Source organism: Butyrivibrio fibrisolvens, assembly GCF_037113525.1.
In the GTDB taxonomy this organism is placed as follows: Bacteria; Bacillota; Clostridia; order Lachnospirales; family Lachnospiraceae; genus Butyrivibrio; species Butyrivibrio fibrisolvens.
Genome location: NZ_CP146963.1, coordinates 3,233,677 through 3,257,285, shown reverse-complemented (window position 1 = coordinate 3,257,285; position 23,609 = coordinate 3,233,677). Strand labels below are relative to the sequence as shown.

At 40.5% G+C, this 23,609-nt stretch carries 19 protein-coding genes; 13 read left to right on the top strand and 6 right to left on the bottom strand.

Annotation, left to right across the window (positions count from 1 at the left end; genetic code table 11):
- The first annotated feature begins 13 nt into the window (after positions 1-13).
- Positions 14-754 (top strand): AraC family transcriptional regulator, encoded by a 741-nt coding sequence (locus tag WAA20_RS13550; protein ID WP_073385412.1) that lies wholly within the window; start codon positions 14-16, stop codon positions 752-754.
- Between the two features lie 85 nt (positions 755-839).
- On the opposite strand, the gene WAA20_RS13545 is transcribed toward WAA20_RS13550, so the two are convergent.
- On the bottom strand, positions 840-2,066 hold the full coding sequence (locus WAA20_RS13545; protein ID WP_073385411.1) for an AraC family transcriptional regulator: 1,227 nt from the start codon (positions 2,064-2,066) through the stop codon (positions 840-842).
- Positions 2,067-2,306: 240 nt separating this feature from the next.
- Between WAA20_RS13545 and WAA20_RS13540 the strand changes: the two genes are divergently transcribed.
- The 9 genes from WAA20_RS13540 to WAA20_RS13500 all read left to right on the top strand — a co-directional run bounded on the left by WAA20_RS13540 (position 2,307) and on the right by WAA20_RS13500 (position 13,822).
- Positions 2,307-3,788 (top strand): MFS transporter, encoded by a 1,482-nt coding sequence (locus WAA20_RS13540; RefSeq protein ID WP_073385409.1) that lies wholly within the window; start codon positions 2,307-2,309, stop codon positions 3,786-3,788.
- A 3-nt stretch (positions 3,789-3,791) separates the two neighbouring features.
- Positions 3,792-5,516 (top strand): glycoside hydrolase family 3 N-terminal domain-containing protein, encoded by a 1,725-nt coding sequence (locus tag WAA20_RS13535; protein ID WP_073385407.1) that lies wholly within the window; start codon positions 3,792-3,794, stop codon positions 5,514-5,516.
- A gap of 88 nt (positions 5,517-5,604) precedes the next feature.
- Complete coding sequence (locus WAA20_RS13530) at positions 5,605-6,438, top strand: HAD hydrolase-like protein (RefSeq protein ID WP_242951137.1); 834 nt, start codon at positions 5,605-5,607, stop codon at positions 6,436-6,438.
- Between the two features lie 97 nt (positions 6,439-6,535).
- Positions 6,536-8,020, top strand: a complete 1,485-nt coding sequence (locus WAA20_RS13525; RefSeq protein WP_073385404.1) for an ABC transporter substrate-binding protein — start codon at positions 6,536-6,538, stop codon at positions 8,018-8,020.
- A gap of 84 nt (positions 8,021-8,104) precedes the next feature.
- Complete coding sequence (locus WAA20_RS13520; RefSeq protein WP_073385403.1) at positions 8,105-9,013, top strand: sugar ABC transporter permease; 909 nt, start codon at positions 8,105-8,107, stop codon at positions 9,011-9,013.
- A gap of 12 nt (positions 9,014-9,025) precedes the next feature.
- Positions 9,026-9,910 carry a carbohydrate ABC transporter permease gene (locus WAA20_RS13515; RefSeq protein WP_073385401.1) on the top strand — a complete coding sequence of 295 codons (885 nt, stop codon included), beginning with the start codon at positions 9,026-9,028 and terminating at the stop codon, positions 9,908-9,910.
- A 12-nt stretch (positions 9,911-9,922) separates the two neighbouring features.
- Positions 9,923-11,272, top strand: coding sequence for a carboxylesterase family protein (locus WAA20_RS13510; RefSeq protein WP_073385400.1), 1,350 nt, complete (start codon positions 9,923-9,925; stop codon positions 11,270-11,272).
- A gap of 64 nt (positions 11,273-11,336) precedes the next feature.
- Complete coding sequence (locus tag WAA20_RS13505; RefSeq protein ID WP_073385398.1) at positions 11,337-13,061, top strand: histidine kinase; 1,725 nt, start codon at positions 11,337-11,339, stop codon at positions 13,059-13,061.
- Positions 13,061-13,822: a helix-turn-helix domain-containing protein gene (locus WAA20_RS13500; RefSeq protein WP_073385397.1), complete on the top strand. Its 762-nt coding sequence runs from the start codon at positions 13,061-13,063 to the stop codon at positions 13,820-13,822. Before WAA20_RS13505 ends, WAA20_RS13500 begins: the two co-directional genes overlap by 1 nt.
- Positions 13,823-13,998: 176 nt before the next feature.
- On the opposite strand, the gene ptsP is transcribed toward WAA20_RS13500, so the two are convergent.
- The 5 genes from ptsP to WAA20_RS13475 all read right to left on the bottom strand — a co-directional run bounded on the left by ptsP (position 13,999) and on the right by WAA20_RS13475 (position 20,293).
- Entirely contained in the window at positions 13,999-15,705 is a 1,707-nt protein-coding gene (gene ptsP / locus WAA20_RS13495; RefSeq protein WP_073385395.1) for a phosphoenolpyruvate--protein phosphotransferase, read from the bottom strand.
- A 104-nt stretch (positions 15,706-15,809) separates the two neighbouring features.
- Positions 15,810-16,073 carry an HPr family phosphocarrier protein gene (locus WAA20_RS13490; RefSeq protein ID WP_073385393.1) on the bottom strand — a complete coding sequence of 88 codons (264 nt, stop codon included), beginning with the start codon at positions 16,071-16,073 and terminating at the stop codon, positions 15,810-15,812.
- 332 nt (positions 16,074-16,405) lie between these two features.
- The gene (locus WAA20_RS13485; protein ID WP_073385391.1) at positions 16,406-18,475 is read right to left on the bottom strand and encodes a fructose-specific PTS transporter subunit EIIC; all 2,070 of its coding nucleotides are present in this window, start codon (positions 18,473-18,475) and stop codon (positions 16,406-16,408) included.
- Between the two features lie 136 nt (positions 18,476-18,611).
- Positions 18,612-19,523, bottom strand: a complete 912-nt coding sequence (gene pfkB / locus WAA20_RS13480; RefSeq protein ID WP_073385389.1) for a 1-phosphofructokinase — start codon at positions 19,521-19,523, stop codon at positions 18,612-18,614.
- Positions 19,524-19,525: 2 nt separating this feature from the next.
- Positions 19,526-20,293: a DeoR/GlpR family DNA-binding transcription regulator gene (locus WAA20_RS13475; protein ID WP_073385387.1), complete on the bottom strand. Its 768-nt coding sequence runs from the start codon at positions 20,291-20,293 to the stop codon at positions 19,526-19,528.
- A 169-nt stretch (positions 20,294-20,462) separates the two neighbouring features.
- Between WAA20_RS13475 and fliY the strand changes: the two genes are divergently transcribed.
- The 3 genes from fliY (at position 20,463) to WAA20_RS13460 (ending at position 23,584) form a co-directional block, all read left to right on the top strand.
- Positions 20,463-21,083 (top strand): flagellar motor switch phosphatase FliY, encoded by a 621-nt coding sequence (gene fliY, locus WAA20_RS13470; protein WP_073385385.1) that lies wholly within the window; start codon positions 20,463-20,465, stop codon positions 21,081-21,083.
- A gap of 169 nt (positions 21,084-21,252) precedes the next feature.
- Positions 21,253-21,780: a MarR family transcriptional regulator gene (locus WAA20_RS13465; RefSeq protein ID WP_073385383.1), complete on the top strand. Its 528-nt coding sequence runs from the start codon at positions 21,253-21,255 to the stop codon at positions 21,778-21,780.
- A gap of 43 nt (positions 21,781-21,823) precedes the next feature.
- Positions 21,824-23,584 carry an ABC transporter ATP-binding protein gene (locus tag WAA20_RS13460; protein ID WP_073385381.1) on the top strand — a complete coding sequence of 587 codons (1,761 nt, stop codon included), beginning with the start codon at positions 21,824-21,826 and terminating at the stop codon, positions 23,582-23,584.
- Positions 23,585-23,609 lie beyond the last annotated feature (25 nt).

Sequence of the window (23,609 nt, the reverse complement as noted above, 5' to 3'; positions counted from 1 at the left end):
TCGAGGATATTTTATGGATGAACAGGAAAAAAGATTTTACGACTATTTTGATATTGATGAATCCCTCAAGGATGTAAGCAATGCTCAGATAGAGCAAAACTACCTTCTTGAACGAGAGTACATGGATGCTATTAAAGCAGGTGATCTAGACGAAGTACTTAAGGTCAAAAAGAACCTTGAAAGCCGCGTGGCAAAGCTTCGTCCAAGAAATCTGTCTTTGGATGAGCTTAGATGCGCATTCGCCGTTAACAGGGCACTTAGCAGAATAGCAGCATACGAAGCCGGTATCCCTGCTCCTATCATCCACAGGATCACGACAAGAGAATCTATAGCCATAGGCCAGGCCAAATCCTCCAAACAGATGGAAAAAGCCTGCGCCCAGATGCTCGAAGAGTTTTGTGACATCATAAAAGACATCAATGAAAATAAATATAGCGCCCTTGTACAAAGCATTACATATACGATAAAGCAGCATTTTTATGAAGATATCAGTATTGCCGGAATTGCAAAAATGATGGATGTCTCTGAAAGCTATATGATAGCGGCTTTTAAAAAAGAAACAGGTACCACACCGGCTATGTTCCTTCGTGATACCAGATTGAAAGAAGCGGAAAAGATCCTTGCTTCATCAGATGAGCAGATACAGACAATATCAGGGAAGGTTGGAATTCCCGATGCCAACTATTTTGTAAAGATTTTCAAGTCTAAAAACGGTATGACACCCAAAGAATATCGTAAAAAATATAAAGTCTGAAAAATATAAATATATAAAGCCTTATATAAAGAATTATATAAAGACCACAGACCCCTTGGCCAAAGAGGCCCCCATATGATAATGGTCACTTCTTTTCAGAGATTATCTTGCGGTACTGGCTTGGTGTCATCCCTTTTTCCTGTTTGAATATTCTTGTAAAGTAGGCAACATCAGGAATGCCACAGGAGCTTGCAACTTCCTGAATCTGAAGATCCGTAGCATTAAGAAGGAAAATGGCGTGGTCAAGGCGCTTTGAGTTTACATAACTGGTGAAAGTTTTACCGGTTTCTTTCTTGAAAAGAGTAGCAAGATAACTTTTATTAAGCCCAAGACTTTCTGCAGTGTTTTGAAGTGTGAGCTCTATCGTTGTTAAATTTTGCAATACGTGATTTATTACCTTCTGCATGGTTGGGGAAAAGCCTATTGTAGTATTATGTTGTACCATTGTGCAGTACTTTTTTAAGATCTCACGATGCATGTCCTTGTCCTGAGTGGGTGAGGTCATATTTTCGATCTTGATAGCCATACGCCTGGACATTTCGTCCAAATGAATAGGATGAACGCCTCCTCTTTCTGCACCCTTACGACAGACAGTGTTGAAAGCGAGGAGGTTATTTTTTTTACTCCGAAGAGTACTTGGAGATCTGTTGTCGATGTTGCTAAGAGCCTGATCTGTGCTGTATTTCATGGCTGTATTAAAATCTCCTCTTGAGATAGAATCGATTACCTTCTCCTCAAGACTGTAGCGATATTCAAGCCTCTGCATGATATCTTCGTAATTATTATTGTCCATTAACGTCAGATATTCAGTATCACCCTTTGTTTCTTCTTTCAGATATTCAATCTTAAATTCCCCCACGCCGTAGATGTTTTCTCCGATTGTTTCAAGGAAAGCTTCCATGACCGAACTGTCACTTATACATGGAATCGTAGTGTAATATTGATTCATGAACATACGCAAGGAAGAGGGAATACCAAGCTTGTCGCAAAGCTCCGCAGTCTTGTAAATTCCGGAAGCTTCAGTAAGATATGGTCCGACATACAAGGCTGTATCAAGTTCCTGGTTGGGAATAGGTATAAGAATATTGTGGCAGTTATACATATCAGTAAGGAAATATATAATATGCTGATCTGTAAAGGATGGATTTATTCCATCAAAATCAAGTACAGAAAGTGCCTTTTTTTGCAAAATGGCCTTTCGAAGTCCTAAGTCTATTTCATCTGAAAGCGGCTCATGTATATTGATCACATGGGTTACCAGATTTAATTTGTTAAAAAAAGATACGGCCATATCTAAGTACTGATTTTGCATAGGTAACTTTGCTCCATAGAATAGTTGGCTGAATATGAAATATAAATTTCAATTTATTCATAAATTTATCACTGACAATAATACTATATTTGGAAAAAATATCAATATATTTTGCATCGTAATCAGAATATAAATATAGTACAATTATACCCAAATATAATTCTTGTTAGCTTGCCCCATTGATACTATTATAACTTCACAATAATTCAAACCTGATTGGGGAGGTTAAGGAGGAACATTATGGAACAGAAAAATGTTAATGTCAACAGAGCAAAATGGTGGCAGATTGCAGGCCTTGCAGTTAATGATATCGCAACTAACCTGTACATGTGGGAAATGATCTTTATTTCTTACTATCTCAATGGAATCATCGGAGCAGGCGTTGTTATTGCTTCATCACTTGCTACAGTAATGAGACTGTGGGATGGAATAACAGATCCTATCATAGGAATAATCCTTGATAAAACTAAAGGTAAATTCGGAAAGAACAGACCATTCCTTGTTATCGGTCAGCTGATCATGCTTGTTATGTCAGCCTTTATGTTTTTTGTAACACCACATTTTCCAAAGGCTGTACAGTTTTTGGTATTCGTTGTTTTCTACGCAGTATATATCGTAGGGTACACATGCCAGTGCGTAGTTACCAAGTCAGCACAGACATGCCTTACCAACGATCCAAAGCAAAGACCTACTTTTGGTATATATGCAGGTGCACTTAACACTATCTTCTTTACAGTGGCACCCCTTTACTCATACACATACCTTTTGAAAAAACATAACTATCAGTTCGGAATGGATTATTTCCAGGAGATGTGGGTACTTGTAGCAATTCTTTCATTTATCCTTACTATCGTTTGCTATCTGGCGATCAGATCAAAAGACAGACCTGAGTTCTACGGAGCAGGCAATACAGAGCAACAGAAGATCAAGCTCAAAGACTACGTAGATGTACTTAAGAAAAACAGAGCACTCCAGATGCTCGTTATCTCTGCTTCAACAGATAAGCTTGCTACACAGATGAACGGAAATGCAACAGTTGCCATCATCATCTATGCAATAGTATGCGGCAATGCAGGCGCAGCTGGTCTTGTAGGAACATACACAATTATTCCAAGCATACTTATCCTTATTTTTGGTATCGGATTTGTTGCAAGAAGATTTGGACAAATGAAAGGCTTCAAGTTTGCAAGTTATGCGGCACTTATCATTATGACTCTGCAGGTGCTCTTATTCGTATTTGGCGATCCTACACAGCTTTCACTTCCCGGAGACGGAAGATTTGCAAGCTGGAATGCTTTTTCTATCGCATTCGTAGTGCTCATGGTCCTTTTTACAGGATTTAAGCAGATCGCTGGAAGCCTTGTATATCCTATGACAGCAGACTGCACAGATTATGAAGTATATAGAAGTGGTAAGTATGTTCCTGGCCTTATCGGCACAGTATTCAGCTTTATCGATAAGCTCATTTCATCACTTGCACCACTTATCATCGGACTTCTCTGCGCAGCAGTAAGCTCATCTTCAGAGCTTCCTACAGCTGAGACACCATATTCTACAGGACTTGCTGCAGTAGGTATATTCAGCATGTTCGGCATCCTCATTTTCGGATACCTTTGCAATATCATCGCCATGCACTTCTATCCTCTTACCAAGGAAAAGATGGAAAGCATCTCAGATGAGATAGCAAAGATAAAAGCAAATTCACAAGAGATTGGAGCGTAACAAATGGTAGATCTTAAAGCCAAACCTTTTAATTTAGATGAAGAACAAATAGCATGGGTCAGAAAGACGCTTGATTCAATGACCTTAGACGAGAAGGTAGGGCAGCTATTTATAAATCTGACTCTTAGAAGAGATGAAGAAAGCCTTTCAGAACTTGTAAGTAAATACCATATTGGAGGCGTTCGCTGGCAGGGCGGCACTTTAGAAGAAGTATACGAGCAGAACAGATTCTTCCAGGAGCATAGTAAGGTACCTGTGCTTATCGCGGCTAATACTGAGGCTGGCGGTAACGGTGCTGTTTCCGAAGGAACACTTATTGCAACAGGAGCTGCCTGCGGCGCAGCAGGAACTGATGAAGTCGTAAGAGCCATGGCATCAGTTGGCGCAAAAGAAGCTAAGGCAGTTGGCTGTAACTGGGTATTTGCTCCCGTGTGCGACGTTGTATCCAACTGGAGAAATACTATCGTTAACACAAGAGCCTTTGGTGATGATCCAAAGCTTGTTGCCAAGCGTTCACTTGCCTACATGGAAGAAAATATGAAACAGGACATTGCCTGCGCTGCCAAGCACTTCCCCGGAGACGGTTCAGAAGAAAGAGACCAGCACCTTGTTATGGGCTGTAATGACCTTTCTACAGACGAGTGGGACGAAAGCTACGGTTATGTTTACAAAGAGCTTATTGATGGCGGCCTTGACAGCATCATGGCAGGGCATATCTGTCAGCCTGCGTATTCAAGAAAGCTTCGCCCTGGGATCAAGGACAGCGAGATCAAACCTGCAACACTGGCTCCTGAACTTCTTCAGGACCTTCTAAGAAAAAAGCTTGGCTTTAATGGTCTTATTGTTACGGATGCAACTCACATGGTTGGCCTTACTGCTACCATGCCAAGAAAAGACTATATTCCGGGCGTAGTAGCTGCAGGCTGCGATATGATCCTTTTCTTTAATGACCCTGCAGAAGACATCCAGTATATCAAGGACGCTCTTGAAAGCGGTGTTATCACTAAAGAGAGATTGGAAGAAGCTCTTCTAAGAATCCTCGGACTTAAGGCAAAGCTTGGCCTTAACAACCTTAAGTTCCCTGATAAAAAAGATCTTGCGATCGTAGGATGTAAGGAACATCACAAGAAGGCAGAAATGGCAGCAGATGAGAGTATCACACTTGTAAAAGATACCCAGAACATCCTGCCACTTGATCCTTCAAGGAAAAAGAACCTTCGCCTTTACTTTATCGAAAGTGCTCCGGTTTCTTTATTAAACGGCCCGGATAAAGCTAAAGCTAATCTTATAAAAGAACTTGAGGCAGCAGGCTTTAATGTAACAGCACCTAAAGACTATTACGAGCTTGAAATGGAGCAGCAAAGTCCATTTAATAAGTTCAAAGTAATGGGACATGAAAGCCGTGAAGAGTTTAAGAAAAATACAGATCTTGTTCTTTTCGTTGTTAACATGAAAGGCTATGCCCAGACCAATAACGTAAGACTTTGCTATGATGCGTCTCATTCAAGCCAGAATCCGTGGTTCGTGGGTGAGGTTCCAACCATAGCTGTATCCTTAAACTATACAAATCATCTATATGATATACCGATGATGAAGACTTATATAAATGCATATTGCGATAGTCCTGAATATCTTCATGCACTTGTAGATAAACTCACAGGAAAGTCCAATTTCAAGGGATCTGCCAATGACCTTGTATGGTGCGGACGCTGGGATACAAGACTTTAATAGTGAATTACAGAATCGATATCTATACCTTGATATTTCTGCACCTTTAGAAATATCAAGGTATTAGTTCTTTAGAAAGGAAAAGATAATGTCTGTTTTCGATACATTTACTAAAAAGAAAGATTTTATCGTATGCATAGACTCTGACGGCTGTGCCATAGATTCAATGAATATCAAGCATATAAGGTGTTTCGGCCCTTGCATGGTCAGGGAGTGGGGACTTGAAAACTGGCAGGAAGAAATACTTAAAAGCTGGAATCAGGTCAATCTTTTCACCATGACAAGAGGAATCAACAGATTCAAGGGACTTGCCACAGCTCTTTTAGAAGTAAACGAAAAGTATATGCCAATAGACGGTGTAGAAGCTCTTTCCAAGTGGGCTGATGAGGCCCCTGAACTTAGTAACAGAGCAGTAGAAGCTAAGATTTCAGAAGATCCCATTTTTGCCAAAGCCTTAAACTGGAGCAAGGCTGTAAACGAAGGAATCGAGTCACTTCCCAAGGAAGAAATAAACCCCTTTGAGGGAGTCAAAGACGCCCTTATAGAAATCCATAAATATTGCGATGTCGCCGTTGTATCAAGCGCTAACCCTGAAGCTGTCAAAGCTGAGTGGGAGCGATTCGGCCTCATGGAGTATGTTGATCTTCTCTGCACACAGGATATGGGCAGCAAAGCCTATTGCATAGGTCAGATCGTAAAGAAAGGCTATGCACCTGAAAACGTCCTCATGTGCGGCGACGCAGTGGGAGACATGGAAGCTGCCAGGTCTAACAGTGTCTGGTTTTATCCCATATGCGTAGGTCAGGAGCAAGACTCATGGAAAGATTTTAGAAATGAATCATTAGAAATCTTTGCTTCCGGAAAGTTTAGCAGTGAGTATCAAAATGAGCTGATAGATAAGTTCCTTTATAATTTAAAATAACAGGTTCTCAAAGTATAAAAACATGTCTTAAAAGTGATATTTTCCATTCTTGTATTTCGATAGAATTTAACTATCAAAAAACAAGGGAGGAGTTACAGTGAAAAAGAAATTATTATCCGTATTGTTAACTGCAACAACTATAGCAAGTTTAGTAACAGGCTGTGGAAACAAGTCAGGAAGTGCTGATACTGGGGCGAGTACATCAGCAGGAGGACAGAGCGGTGAGGTGGAGAAGATCACTGTTTATGTTCCTACAAGCGGTAAAACTGATGATATGGAAGCTGTCATGGCTAAGGTCAATGAGATTTCTATTGAGCAGATCGGAGTAGAAGTTGAATTTAAAGCCTACGAGTTTGGACAGTGGTTCCAGCAGTATTCATTGTTCTTGAGCGGAACAGAAGATATTGATATCCTTGCTAACTATGGCGGATACTTAAATGCAGTATCACAGGGCGCATGCTATGATATCACAGATCTTATTCAGGAATATGGCCAGGACATTATCTCTATGGAAGGTGACTACCTCAAGAGCGGTGAGATCGATGGTCATCAGTATGCTGTTCCTATCTATGCAAGCTATTCATGGACAATGGGTATGATCTACAGACAGGACATTGTTGATGAACTTGGACTTACAGAGCAGGCTGCAAGTGCAACATCACTTGAGGATTGGGAACCTATTCTTGCCGCTGTAAAAGAAGCTTATCCTGATATGACTCCATATGCACTTAATAACGGAACTACAGCATCTAACTTCAAATACGGACCTTGGGATGATCTTGGAAACTTCTACGGCGTTCTAATGGATCCAACAAGCAGCACAGAAGTAGTAGATTTATTTGAGACGGAAGAATACAGTCATCTTTGTTCTGTAATGCATGACTGGTATGAAAAAGGATATTGTGATAAAGATATCCAGACTCAGACAGATTCATTTACAGTTCTTACAAGAAATGACGCAGCATTCTGTACACTTGGTCAGGCAGATTTTAATACAGCATTCTATCAGTCAACAACCTGTAACAAGCAGATGGGCGTAACACTTTTTGGTGATCAGGTCGCAAGAACTTATAACAATGTTTGTTATACTATCATGTCCAATTCCAAACATGCAGAAGCTGCCATGAAATTCATGAATCTTTGGTTCTCTAATAAAGAAATAGGTACGCTTATCAGCTATGGTATCGAAGGAACACATTATGTTCTTGATGAAAACGGAATGGGCGCATATCCTGAAGGCGTTGACAGCCAGTCTACAACTTATCATTTAGGATCAACTCTTTCTAATATCAATCGTATTCTCTGGGAGAGTGAAAATCCTGACTATCCTGAGCTTTTGGTTGATAATAATACCAATTGCCAGAAGTCTACAGCACTCGGATTTTCATTTGACACATCAGCTGTAACTAATGAGCTTACACAGTTGGATAATGTCTGCAACAAGTATCAGGCAGGTCTTGAAACCGGAACGCTTGATCCAGAGACATATTTACCTGAGTTCATCCAGGCACTTAAAGATGCAGGATTGGAAAAGGTAATAGCTGAGAAGCAGGCACAGCTTGATGCGTTTCTTGCACAGTAAGACTTTAAGAGAAAACAAGTGATAAAAGGCGCGGTGCAACATATAAAAGAAATTGCACCGTGTCTTTTTTAGAGAGGTATTCTAATGATAGTCAAAATAAAAAAATACTTACCATTTTATCTTATGGCGCTTCCTGCCATTGTTTATTTCTTTATCAATAACTATATTCCTATGGGCGGCCTTATTCTTGCTTTTGAAAAATATACTGTAAGTGGAGGTATATTCGGAAGTCCTAAAGTTGGACTTGATAACTTCAAATTCTTATTTTCAAGTTCTGATGCATGGCTGATGACCAGAAATACCATCGCTTATAACCTGGTTTTTATTGTCTTGGGTACTGTTGTAGCCATAGTAGTCGCATATCTGTTACATGAGCTCAAAGGAAATCTTCCAAGAAAAATCTATCAGACAACAATTCTTTTCCCTAGTCTGCTTTCCATAATCATCGTTTCTTATCTGGCTAATGCGATCCTTGCGGGAGATACAGGTTTTATAAACAACTATATCCTTGCTCCGCTGGGACTTGAGACAGTTTCTTTTTACAGCGAATCAAAGTACTGGCCATTCATCCTGGTATTTATACATTTATGGCAGATGACAGGAACAAGCTGTATTTTGTACCTTGCTAATATGTCTGCTATAGATCCTGGACTTTATGAAGCGGCAAACCTTGATGGAGCCAGCAGATGGAATACATTTATCCATATCACGATCCCTTGTCTTATCCCGACAATAATCACACTTACGATTCTTGCTGTTGGTAAGATCTTTAACTCTGACTTCGGACTCTTTTACCAAGTTCCTATGAATAGTGGAGCTCTGATCGACGTAACCCAGACTATCGACACATACGTTTACAGAGGTCTCATGAACACAGCTAATATGGGAATGTCGGCAGCAGCCTGTTTCTATCAGTCAGTTGTTGGATTTGTTCTGGTTATGATCACTAACCATCTGGTAAAGAAATTCAGTAAAGAGAATGCAATGTTCTAAGGAGAATTTATTATGGTAAAAAATGACAGGGGTTTTCAGATCTTTGCTAATATAATTTTGATCATCTTGGGAGTATCAGTTATTTTCCCTATACTGCTTTTGCTCATGGCGTCGATATCGGCTGAATCTGACATCATGAAATATGGATATTCACTAGTTCCAAAACATATAGATTTTACATCATACAAATTTATTTTTTCTGAAGGCAGTGTTTTTCATGCGTATTTTATAACGATTATTGTTACTTTGGTCGGAACGCTGGCAAGTATCATTGTTACGACCATGATCTCATACACACTTACAGTTCCGGGACTTCCGGGTAAGAGGATCATAAGCTTTTATGTTCTTTTTACAATGCTTTTTTCAGGAGGTCTTGTTCCAAGCTACATGAGCTGGTGCAATCTTTTTCATATTAAGAATACTATCTGGGCGCTCATATTCCCTTTTGTGTTCGTAAGTGCCTTCCACATTATGATCACAAGAACCTATTTCCAGAATAATATTCCTCAGGAAATCCTTGAAAGTGCCAGAATGGACGGACTTTCTGAGTTTGGAATCTTCTTTACGATGGTACTGCCGCTTAGTAAGCCGATCATTGCTACTATAGGTTTCATGAAAGCTCTTATGTACTGGAATGATTGGAAGAACAGCCTTTATTTCATTACTGATAAAAATCTTGTAAGTATTCAGGCGCTTCTTAATAACATGCTTACCAATGTTCAGTACCTCTCACAGTCTATGGATGCATCCCTTGGAGCAACGGATACAGTCAATATTCCGACACTTGGAATTCGTATGGCTATTGCAGTAGTAGGCATGATCCCGATGGTTGTATTATATCCATTTTTCCAGAAATACTACATGGAAGGACTTACAGTTGGTGCAGTCAAAGGATAAACGAGGTGGCAAATGATAGTTGAAACGAATTACGGATTAATAGAAGGAATAGAAGCGCATGGCTGTCATATATTTAAAGGCGTGCCTTATGCAATGCCCCCAATAGGAGAAAAGAGATTTAAAAAGCCTTTTCCTCTTGAAGCATGGGAAGGCGTCTATATGGCTGATATGTATTCGGCACATGCTATGCAAGGCCCTAAACGAGGCGGATTTTATGAAAAAGAGTTTTATTCAGATCCTGATTTTGATACCAGGGAAAGCGAAGACTGCCTTTATCTTAATATCTGGGTTCCTGAAGGAATGTGTAAGGAAGGCTCGGATCTTCCTGTTGCAGTATATGTTCATGGGGGAGCATTTCTTGGAGGAGCAGGATCAAATCTTCCTTTTGTCTGTAACAAACTGTGTGAGCGCGGAGTCATAGTAGTTACATTAAACTACAGACTGGGAGCACTTGGCTTTCTCTGTCATCCGCTTATAAGAGAAGAAGGCAGGAATACAGCCGGCGGTAACTTGGGACTCTGGGATCAGCTGAGTGCATTTAGATGGGTCAAAGAAAACATCAGATCATTTGGCGGAGACCCTGATAATATAACAGCATTTGGCCAGTCAGCAGGAGCGATGAGTCTTCAGGCACTTGCCTGCACCAGTCAGATGAAAGGCCTTTGTAACCGCATGATCCTGCAAAGCGGAGGCGGGTACAAAAATCCCCTCGGCAGTCTAAGGACAGTTGATAAAGCAGTTGAAATAGCAGATATACTATTTGAAGAGCTGGAGATAGATACCCAAAGATGTGCGACAGATGAAGCATATAAACAGGCTGCGCTCAAGAGACTATTTTCGATTGATGAAGGTGAGCTCATGAAAAAGGTAGGGGTTACCATAGGAAGGAGCTTTCAGGAAAAGAAGGGCATGCCTTTTGTTCCGGTGATCGATGGGGAACTTTTTAGAGAAGATATTTTTGAACTTATGGATAAAGGACAATTCCTTGATATTCCTTACATTCTCGGATGCAATGGGGATGATCTTACAACTGAGCAAAATAAGGTTAAGACTCCCGAGAATAATCCGATGCATATAGCAGATACAGAGTTTGCAAAAAGAGCCGGAGCGTATGTTTACTATTTTGACAGAAAGCTTCCGGGTGATGATGCGGGAGCATTTCACTCAGCAGAACTTTGGTATGTGTTTGGAAGTATGGACTATTGCTGGAGACCTATGGAACAAAGGGATCATGACTTATCTGACAAGATGATCACTTATTGGACCAATTTTATGAAAAGCGGTGATCCCAACAAGCCTGAAAACGCGTATGATCACTGGGATAAGTATGAGGGATCAGGCAGCTGCATGATATTTGAATAAAGGTGCATATAGAAATTTTGCAGATTTCAGTATTCGAGAATAAATGTACCGAATGGAGATAGAAATGGTAAAGAAAAAGAATTTACAACAATTATTGATCAGATATTGGATCGGTCTTTTTGTTGTGTTCTTTTTGATCTATCTTATCGCACAATTTTTTTTCCTTAAGAATCTGACAATAAAAGCAGAAGAGAATATCGGAAGTAAGGTCTATGTATCATCCTCAAATGTTGAGAAGATGCTTGATTTTGCAGACAGCTATATCTATGAGGCCATGTACAACGGATCAACGCAGTCTCCTTCAAAGCTATACAGTTCTCTCCAGTCTGAAGAGGATCCTGTAAAATTGTTAGAGACCAAAAGCGCAATTTCAGCATCTATCAATAGTATAGTTAACTGGTCAGATGCTATAGATTACATTTTATTTTATACACAAAGCGATAACGAGCCAATCTGGATAGAATCGGCCAACGGAAGACATTATAACGATAAAAAAGAAGTCAAAACTCTTATTAAAGATCAGATAGAGCAAAACGACGATAGTACACTTAGACGATATATGGTTGTCAAAGGAACTCGACAGAATTATATGGTGAGGATCATCAAGTTTGAGCAAAGCTATTTTGTTGTGGGTGTTTCAACACAGGAAATTCTTAATGGGCTTAGCGAAGCAGCTACAAGTGATGACAGTATAGTTTTTGCTGCTGATGAGAATGGAGATATCATCGTTTCTTCTGCTGATATATCTGGATCCATAAATGTCTTAAACGAAGGACAATATGTTGAGATTGGTGAAAAAAGTTATCTGCAGACAGGGTATGTGTCGGATAGGACCGGATATTATTTTGGTATTCTGACAAGTAAAGATTCAATAATATCTGATCTATGGGTATTCAGGATCATTTTTGCCTGCATTGCAATTGCTTTACTTATAATGGCTCCGGTTTCTTGTCTTATAGTATCAAGAAAGCTCATAACACCTATAAACCTTTTTGCAGGTAATATGAACCGGTTCTCCGAAGGCAATCTTGATATAACGATGGAAGACGATTCTAATATAAGTGAGCTTTCATATCTGATCAAAACATTTAATAATATGGCGGCAAGGATCAAGAAACTTAAGATTGAAAAATATGAAGCAGAGCTGGAAAGTCAGAAAGCTACTATGCAATATCTCCAGCAGCAGATCAAACCGCACTTTTTTGCCAATACTTTGAATATAATCTATTCGCTGGCACAGCGCCGTGATTTTGAAACTATCCAGCGCTTGTCCAAAGCAATCGTCAACTACTCAAGATATATGTTCTATGATACTCGTGAACTTGTTGAGCTTAGCAAAGAGCTTGATTATCTGGATTGTTATATGGAAATTCAAGAGATCAGATATGTTAAGCAGATCAAAGTTGATCTGAATATAGAAGATGGCTTGAGAAGTGCACTTGTTCCTCCTTTTTTGATTCTTACATTTGTGGAAAACAGTGTTAAATATGCCTTTTCAACTCAGAAGAATTGTCTGATAGAAATATCTGCTCATGCGGATGAGAAAAAAGAGTATATTACGATGATCATAAAAGATAATGGCGGAGGATATCCTGAACGTATCATCAAGGCTTATGATGGTAAAATAAATGTAGAAGGTCATGTCGGCCTTAATAATATAAGACAGAGACTTAAACTCATATTCGATGACAAGGCATCAATAGAACTTAAAAATGAAGAAGGTGCTGTCACGATCATTAAGATACCGTGTATTACTATAAATGATTCTGATTTTGAGGACGATTTTTAATGAGAAAGTTTAATTTTTTACTTACAGATGATGAAGAAGTAGCCCTGCTCGGACTCGAAGAAGGTGTGGATTGGGAAAGGCTTAATGCTGATAAAATATATAAATGTCATAGTAAAGATACAGCTATCAGAATGCTCAAGACATATGATATTGATATAATCATCACCGATATAGAAATGCCAAATGGCAATGGGATCGAACTCATCAGATGGCTTTATGACAATAAACCCTATGTTAAATCAATTTTCTATACAGGCCACGCTGAGTTTTCTTATGCACAGGAAGCGCTTCGCCTTGGAGTGGAAGATTATCTTTTGAAACCAATTCCTTATAATGAACTTGAAACGATAATCGAGAAGATAGAAAAGAAAATTCTTTTAGAAGACAAGCAGGTGGATTTTTCAGAACTTGCAATGGATACTATAAAGGAATCACCTGAGAAGATAGTAGACCAGGTCAAAAAACTTATTGCAGAAAACCTTTCCGTCGGCAATCTTCAAAGAGATGAACTCGCTGCAATGGTTCATGTAAGTTCCGGTTATCTTGGCAGAATCTTTAAAAAAGAAACCGGATATACCATAAGTGATTATATTGTTAAAAAAAGAATATCAGTCTCAAAGCAGCTTCTTTCCAAGACCTCGCTTTCTGTAACTGATATTTCAAGCAGGGTCGGCTTTTCTTACTCGTCCTATTTTACCAAGACCTTCAAAGAACACACCGGCCAAACTCCGCAAGAATTTAGGCAGCAGAATAAGCTATAATAACCAGATCCAAGAAAACACTATATAGGCTTTGCAGAAAATCAGGGGGCTGGCAGTCAATAAAGGATTTTTGAGTCTTTGAATTTTATAACACTTTCACGACGAAAAAATCCTTTATTAACTGCCAGCCCCCGGCCTTTTATGGAGATTTAAATTGCAACGCAATCTGAATCACATTAATCTTTAGCTGATGCTTTCAAGAGCTCTACGATCTCTTTTTCTGTATCAAGCTCCATTACCTTGTCTGCGAGAGCCTTAGCCTCTTCCACAGACCACTTGCTGATAATGCATCTTGCTGTCAGTACCAGTACAGGGTTAACACTGTACTCATCAAGACCGAATGCAATGAGAAGCGGGATCATAAGAGGATCTGCAGCTGCCTCTCCGCACATACCAACAGGAATGCCTGCTGCATTACCTGCTGCGATGATGTTCTTGATAGAGCGGAGCACTGATGGCTGGAATGCGGAATAAAGGTATGCAACCTTTGCATTTCCTCTGTCTACGCTCATTGTGTACTGAGTCAGATCGTTGGTTCCGATTGAGAAGAAATCAGACTCTTTAGCAAGCTTATCTGCGATAAGAGAAGCTGCTGCTGTTTCCATCATACAACCAACTTCGATGTTCTTGTCATAGTCGATACCTTCAGCATCAAGGTCTTTTTTCAGGTCTTCAACCATAGCCTTGACACTTCTAATTTCGTCAACTGTTGTAACAAGAGGAAGCATGATCTTAACTTTACCAAAAGCACTTGCGCGCATGATAGCACGAAGCTGGATCTTGTAAGTATCCGGATTAGCCAGGCAGTAACGAACTGCTCTGTAGCCGAGGAATGGGTTCTCCTCTTTTTCCAGATTAAGATAAGGAATGTCCTTATCGCCACCGATATCAAGGGTACGGATGATAACGGCCTTGCCGCCCATAGTCTGAACGGCTTCCTTGTATGCTTCAAACTGCTCGTCTTCGTTAGGAAGATGAGTATTATTCATGAACAGGAATTCTGAACGGAAAAGACCAATTCCCTCACCATCGCACTCGATAGCCTTCTTGGCATCCTTAGGAGTTCCGATGTTGCAGAAGAGTTCAAGCTTCTTGCCATCAGCAGTAACAGTCTCTTTGCCGTGGAATTTCTTAAGCTCTTCCTGCTTCCTGATGAAGTCTTCACGTTTTCTGATATATGTGGAGAGCACGTCTCCTGTAGGATTGATAAATACCTGTCCCTCAGTACCATCGATGATAGCTGTATCCTTGTCGTTTACAAGATCGATGATTCCAGGAACAGAAAGTACTGCAGGAATCTCAAGTGCTCTTGCAAGGATAGCAGAGTGGGAAGTCTTACCACCTATCTCTGTGATGATTCCGGCAACATTCTCTTTAACTATCTGAGATGTCATTGAAGGTGTCAGATCCTTGGCTACAAGGACTGTTCCCGGAGCTACCTTGCTGATATTGATATCTTCAATACCAAGAAGAATCTTTAAAAGACTATGCTTAATATCCTTAACATCAGATGCACGCTGTTTCATAAGCTCATCATCCATGGATGAGAACATGTTAATGAACATATCACAAACAGCAGAAACAGCAGCTTCTGCACATTGATTGTTGTCGATCATCTTGTCCATCTCGCCTACCATGGCAGGGTCGGATATCATAACAAGATGACCCTCAAGGATTTGAGCCTCCTTGGGTCCGATTCTCTTACGGATGTCTTCAGCCATCTCTGTTGTTTCCTGCTTGAAAGACTCAACAGCACTGTGAAGACGTCCTTTTTCAGCTTCAGTATCTTCGGGTTTGTGATTTTCATATGTAAGATCATGTTCGATTATACGGCATACGGAACCAATTCCTATGCCTCTTGAAGCAGCTATTCCCTCGTACATATTTGTCAGATCCTTTCAATTTGATGATTATAATTGAACATTGTTGAACCACAGGTTCAACAATGTTGAGATGTTAACTTGAATTATCAATTCAAGTTAACATATTAGTCACCAAGTCCGCTGTTTACAAGATCAACAGCAGCCTTAAGAGCTTCGTTCTCGTCAGGTCCGTCACACTTGATCTCAATTTCTGCACCACATTTAATGCATGCACTCATGAGCATCATAACTGACTTTGCATCGAATTCATTACCGTTGAAATTGATCTTAACTGTGCTCTGGAAAGGAGTTACTGTCTGGCAAAAAAGACTAGCCGGACGCATGTGCATTCCTTCTGCATTAACTACTTTAACATTTGCTGATACCATTTGTTATTCCTCCTATGGTTTATTAAAAAATATTTAGATCATTTATTTCACATTTATATGGTGATAGAACAACGCAAATGGCATAGCCATGCGTGATTCGCATATCATAGCCTATATTGTAACAATATCTGATCATGTAACTGTGCTATGGAGAATATAGATTTCTAATCTTATTATAATCGATATCCATAATTAGCACTAATACCCTGCATGCCTTTGACAGCATGCAGGGCGATGAAGTATTATTTGAAACCACTATGGTTTATGGCATTTTACTAAGTGATACTGCTATTTACCAACCTTTAATAAGATTATGGTAAAAAATTTATATATCACTCTTTATCCTTCTTGAGGAATCCAAGAAGCACTGCTGTAATGACAGATCCAACAAGCCATGCAACGATGTAGAGAAGAGGATTACCTACAGTTGCGAATACGAAGATTCCGCCGTGAGGAGCCATCAGTGTGCATCCAAAGATTGCTGAAAGAAGACCTGCAACACCTGAACCGATCATTGTACAAGGAATTACATGAAGAGGATCTGCTGCTGCAAATGGAATAGCACCTTCTGTGATGAATGAGCTTCCCATGATGATGTTTGTGATCCATGTCTCACGCTCAGCAACTGTGAACTTCTTAGGGAAGAGTTTGCAGGCAATTGCGATACCTACTGGAGGAACCATACCACCAGCCATGATAGCTGCCATTGCGATATAGCAAGCACGAACATTAGGATCTGACATCTGAGCACCCTGTGCCATATAATCCTGAGCTGTTGCAAGCATACCTGTACCAAATACATATGCTGCCTTGTTGATAGGACCACCCATATCGATAGCCATCATAGCTCCAAGTACAAGACCAAGGAGAGCAAGCATGTTAGCATCTGAAAGTGCAGTAAGCATTGTTGAAAGGCCAGTGTTTATAAGTCCGATGATAGGATTAAGGACAAAGCACATTGCAACGCCGATAAGGAATATACCGCAAAGAGGATAAATAAGTACAGGCTTGATTCCTTCGAGTGACTTCGGGAATCCTGATGTGATCTTCTTGAGACAAAGTACGATAGCACCTGCAAGGAAACCTGCTGCGATACCGCCAAGGAAACCTGATACTGTAGCACCGCCATTTTCAAATGCGAAATTTGCGATAAATTTATTGAAGCCGTCAAGTGGAACGGCGTCGCCTGCAAGTCTTTCTGTCCATCTTACAAAATCGCCACTGGAAAGAGCAGGGTTACCGGATGAAGCAAGCATACCGCCTACAAAACCAACTGCAAGACCTGGTCTATCAGCAATTGAGAATGCAATATAACCGGCAAGTACAGGAACCATAAGTCCCATTGCTGTGCCACCAACACTCTTAAGGAAGGAAGAGATTGGAAGCATGTTACCGAAGTTACCCTGAGCTGTTGCACCATATCCTGCAAGTGTATCAATAAGGAATGCGATAGCAACAAGGATACCACCACCGATTACGAATGGAAGCATGTGTGATACACCATTCATAAGGTGCTTATAGAACTTACGTCCAAGTGTCTCATCTCCATCAACTGAAGAGCTCTGCTCAACTGCACCTGTGTGGTGATATACAGGAACGTCGCCACTCTCAGCTTTAGCAAGAAGATCGCCTGCATTGTGGATAGCATTAGCTGTAGAAGCCTTGATGACTTTCTTACCATCGAAACGTCCCATTTCAACGTTCTTGTCTACAGCAAGGATGATAATGTCTGCTGACTGGATCTCAGAAGATGTAAGAACATTCTTGGCTCCGCCTGATCCGTCAGTCTCAACTTTGATTGAATAGCCCTTGTCTTTAGCAGCCTGCTCAAGAGCTTCAGCAGCCATGTATGTATGAGCGATACCTGTAGGACATGCTGTAACTGCAAGAAGGTTAAGGGACTTTGGAGCAGAAGCAGCAGCTTTTGCAGCAGCTTCTTTATCTTTTTCAGCTTCTTTTTCGTCGATTATCTTAAGGAACTCATCAACAGATTTAGCTGCTACGAGCTTCTGTGTGAAGTTTGCATCCATAAGCATTGTCATAAGCTTTGAAAGAACTTCAAGATGAGTGTCAGCTGCGCCGTCTGGAGCAGCGATCATGAATAAAAGATTTGAAGGCTTGCCATCAAGTGACTTGTAATCAACACCTGAAGGAACTGTGATTGCAGAAAGTCCTGCCTTAGCTACAGCAGAAGACTTACCGTGAGGAACGGCAATACCCATGCCTATTGCTGTTGAACCTTTTGCTTCGCGAGCAAGAATAGCTTCCTTGAATGCTGCTGCATCCTTAAGATTTCCTGCTGCGTTGTGTAAAGCAATGAGTTCATCGATTGCTGCGTTCTGATCTGCAACTGATAGACCCAACTTTACGGCCTGAGGCTGTAAAAACTCTGTGATTTTCATACTTTAACCCTATCCCTTTCTTGAAAGAATACCTTATTTTTATTTATCTTCAGAAATCAGCTAGTGCGGATTTCGTAAGAATCTTGTGTGAATAAGTTTGTAAATTAAATATATAAAAACTAAATTATCTGTTTACTTACTGAAGAGTCTTATAAAGCTCATCGATAAGATCTTTCTTTGCAAGCCCGTCTGAGAAAGCAGTAGCACCGCCGCAGGCAGTTCCAAGATTAAGAGCAACTTTATAGTCGCCACCTGACTTTTCATATCCTGCGATGAATCCTGCAACCATTGAATCTCCGGCTCCGACAGAGTTCTTAACTTTACCCCTGCAGACACCCTGTCTTAAGATCTGACCATCTTCTGTAACAAGAAGTGATCCATCACCTGCCATGGAGATAAGAACGTTACGAGCGCCTTTCTCCTGAAGCTTCTTGGCGTAAAGGACTGTGTCCTCATCAGAATTTATTTCAACTCCGAACATCTCGCCAAGTTCCTGCTTGTTGGGCTTGATAAGGAACGGATGATACTTAAGAACGTTGAGGAGCAGGTCCTTAATAGCATCAACTACAAATCTGATGCCCTTACCATCAAGTCTTTCAAGGATCCTTTCATATACATCACTTGGAAGAGAAGATGGGATACTGCCTGCAAGAACGAGAGTATCGCCTTCCTTAAGCTGATCAAGCTTTTCAAAAAGAGCCTTCTGACATTCATCAGGAATCTTAGGACCCTGGCCATTGATCTCGGTTTCATCTGCTGCTTTGATCTTAACGTTGATTCTGGTGTTACCTTCCGGAAGTTTAATAAAATCAGTAGTGATTCCAGATGCTGCAACACCCTCATCAAGAGCCTTACCTGTAAAGCCTGCAATAAAACCAAGGGCAGTAGTAGGAAGATCAAGTTCGCGCAGTACATTGGAAACGTTAATGCCTTTTCCTCCGAAATAGATCTCTTCAGAGTCTGATCTGTTAGTCATACCGATAGCCAAATCCTGTGACATGTGAACTACGTAGTCCAAGGCTGGATTAAAGGTAACTGTGTATATCATTATTAATTCTCCTTTCCTGCAACTTTGTGCTGGAAATATTTGATAACTGTCTCATCTTCGTATTGTTTGGAGGGCTCTCTGTCTGTGATGATGGCACATGCTTTGAGCTCTGCAAATGTTACGGAGCTGACCACACCGAATTTGGAGTGATCGGCAAGTATATAGGACATATATGAGTGCTTAACAGCCTCAGCTTTGACTCTGGCTTCATCAACATCGGGTGTTGTAAAACCTGCCTTTATTGAGATACCGTTTGTACCCATAAATGATTTTGTGAAGTGATAGCGCCTTATGACATCGACACAGTCGGATCCGATTACAGCCTCAGTCTTTGCCTTGACCCTGCCTCCGATGATGATCGTATCAAGGTGGCGCTCTATAAGACGCTTGGCATGAACTATACCATTAGTAATATATTTTGCCTTGGTATTAGTGATGTAATCGATAAGCTTAAGTGTAGTTGTTCCTGAATCTATATAAACGAAATCATCATCAACTATAAGAGAAGCAGCATAACGGCTTATTTCGTCCTTGGCTTCAACATTCTTAAGAAGCTTTTCTTTAACAGCATCTTCACCGGTGCTCACACTGTTAATAGAAGTTGCTCCGCCAAAGACTTTGATGATACGGTGCTCCTTGTCGAGCTCCGTAAGGTCGCGCCTTATGGTCGCAGCAGAAGTGTCGAGCTCATCCACAAGTTCGGCAACAGTCACTGCATTCTTTTCGCTTACGATTCTGGTTATTATGTCTCGTCTTTCCTGTGTCAGCATATGAACCTCATTTAAAAAAAGGTGTTAAAAAAATCAGAAAGATATCCGATAAACTTAAAGGCAACATTATCTTGCTTACAAAAACATCGTATCACCAAAAACAATCAAAATCAATCATAAATAATCAAAAATAATCACAAAAATACAAAAACGAAAAGGAGGTATCACCTTGGGTTGTGGAAAGCTTACAGATGAACAGTTAGATATTCTCGGAGAAGTTGCTAATATCAGTATGGGTACCTCAGCGACTGCGCTTGGTATGATGCTCAATCAGAAGGTTGATATTACAACACCAAGAATCGAAGTCATCAACAGAAGTGAATCCCTGGATGATTATTCCAATATATGCATATTCGTACAGATCCATTACATTAAAGGTCTTGAAGGCAATAACATCCTTATCCTTAAAGATCATGATGTTAAATGCATGACAGATCTTATGATGGGTGGAGACGGTTCTAATACAGACGGAGATATCACAGAGATTCAGCTTTCAGCAGCATCCGAAGCTATGAACCAGATGATGGGATCAAGTGCCACATCTCTTTCCTCCATGCTCGGAATCCCTGTAGACATCAGTACACCGGAAGTTAAGTGGATTGATGTTGAGTCAGTTAAGATCTTTGAAAGAATGTTTGAATCCAACATTGAGAAGTTCGTCAAGATCACATTTAGAATGAAGATCGGTAGTCTTGTGGATTCAACAATGGTTCAGCTCTATCCTGAGAATTTTGCATGTGACATGTGCGATAAATTCAAGGAATCAAAGCTTCAGGCCAAGGATACGTAATGATTAAAAAAGTCTAAATTTTCATAAAGAATGGCATTTCCTTATTGACAATATGTAGGAGACTACCTATCATGATTTATGTAACATGCTACGTAAATGTGAAGGCAGTCTCTTTTTTTGAGACATGCCTTTTTCATCGAATTGGGGAGACCGGGAAAAGAGGTGTAACGTGTATGACAAGAAATTAGAAGAACCAAAACTGAATAAAAGAAAAGATAAAGAAACAGAAGAAGGTAATTCTAAGGGAAAGAGATGCAGGCCCAGAAATCCTGATAATGAACCCATCGGTCATAAGTTCAAGATGATCACCGAGAAGATCCATAAGCATCAGGATGAGGCGCTTAGAAAAGATGACCTGACTTTCTCTCAGATGGGGGTACTTCTCACTATTCTTTTTCATGGAGAAGAGCCTATTACTACGGGCGAGATATGCGAGATCCTGCATATAACTCATCCCAGTGCAGTGGGGCTTATAAACAGGCTTGAGGAAAAGAAGATGGTTGAAAGATCGCCTAACCCCAACGATTCCAGATCTTCTTTTATAAAGCTCACAAAAAAAGCCTGGGATTTTCTTCAAAAGAACAGGAAATACAATGAACAGATGGATCAGGACCTTATCAAGGACTTTTCTGAAGAGGAAGTTAAGCAGCTTAGGAACTTCCTTGACAGGATTTACAGTAACGTTGAGCAGTTCTGATCACTAAAAGACTAAAAAGAAAATTAGAAAAGGAAATAACAGTATGCTAAAAACACTGGCTAAGCAGTTAAAGGAATTCACCTTTACTGCCATAATATCTCCCATCTGGATGATAGGTGAAGTTATCTGTGAGATGATCATCCCTGTCCTTATGGGGAGGATCGTAGATATAGGTATCGGAACAGACGAAGTTCCGGGCGATATGGGTTATATCGCAAAGGCAGGCCTTATCATGGTTATTGTTGCTGCATTCGGACTTTTGTGCGGATGTATGGGAGGTCTTACAAGATCTAAGGCATCAGCAGGTCTTTCAAGAAACCTTCGTAAGGCAATGCATGATAACATTCAGACTTTCTCTTTTGCCAACATAGATAAGTTCTCAACATCAGGACTTGTAACAAGACTTACGACTGATGTTACCAATATCCAGAACTCATTCATGATGCTCCTTTCCATGGCAGTAAGAGCTCCAATGTCAATGGTAGTTGCCATGATCATGTCATTCTACTTAAGCCCAAGGATCGCAAGTATCTATCTTATTGCGGTTATCTTCCTTGCAACCATCATGTTCTTCCTTATGGGAACAACCACAAGATACTTCAAAAAAGTATTCGAGCGTTATGATGCCCTTAACGAAAGTGTTCAGGAGAACGTATCAGCTATCCGCGTTGTTAAGGCTTATGTTCGTGAAGAGTATGAGAATGAAAAGTTCCAGAAGGCAGCTTTCAACATCTATGAGATGTTCGTAAAGGCTGAGAAGAGACTTGCCAAGATCGGACCGATCATGATGGGTACAGTATATACCTGCATCCTTCTTATCAGCTGGGTTGGAGCACATATGATCGTTTCTGATCAGCTTACAACAGGTGCTCTTATGTCACTTCTTGCTTACTGCATGAACATTCTTATGAGCCTTATGATGGTTTCCATGGTTTTCGTTATGATCACTATGTCAGAAGCCAGCGCAAGACGTATCGCAGAAGTTCTTAATGAAAAGAGCTCTATCGTTAACCCTGCTGATCCTGTAATGGAAGTTAAGGACGGAAGCGTAGTATTTGATCACGTATATTTTGCTTACAAGGAAGATGCAAAAGAGCCTGTTCTTAAAGATATAAATCTTGATATCAGATCAGGTGAAACAATAGGTATCATCGGAAGTACAGGTTCAGCCAAATCTTCACTTGTTAACCTTATAAGCCGTCTTTATGACGTAAGAGAAGGTAGCGTAAGGGTTGGCGGACGCGACGTAAGAGAATACGACCTTGAAGTTCTTCGTAATCAGGTTGCTGTTGTTCTTCAGAAAAATGAGCTTTTCTCAGGAACGATCTATGAAAACCTCCGCTGGGGTAATCCTAATGCAACAGACGAAGAGTGCCAAAGAGCCTGCGAGCTTGCCTGCGCTGCAGAGTTCATAGACAAGATGCCTCAGGGTTATAACACATATATCGAACAGGGCGGATCCAATGTATCCGGTGGTCAGAAGCAGAGACTCTGTATCGCAAGAGCACTTCTTAAGGCTCCTAAGATCCTCATTCTTGATGACTCAACATCTGCCGTAGATACTGCAACTGATGCCAAGATCAGAAAAGCTTTTGCACAGGAGATCCCAAATACTACAAAGTTCATCATCGCACAGCGTATCTCCAGTGTTGAAAACTGCGACCGCATCATAGTCATGGAAGACGGAACAGTTAATGATTTTGGATCACACAAGGAACTCCTTGAGAGGAATCCTATCTATAGAGAAGTCTATGAATCACAGACAGGTGCTAATGGTGACGCGGACTTTGATGAAAAGAACTAAAATACTGGTCTTAAGATATTTGATA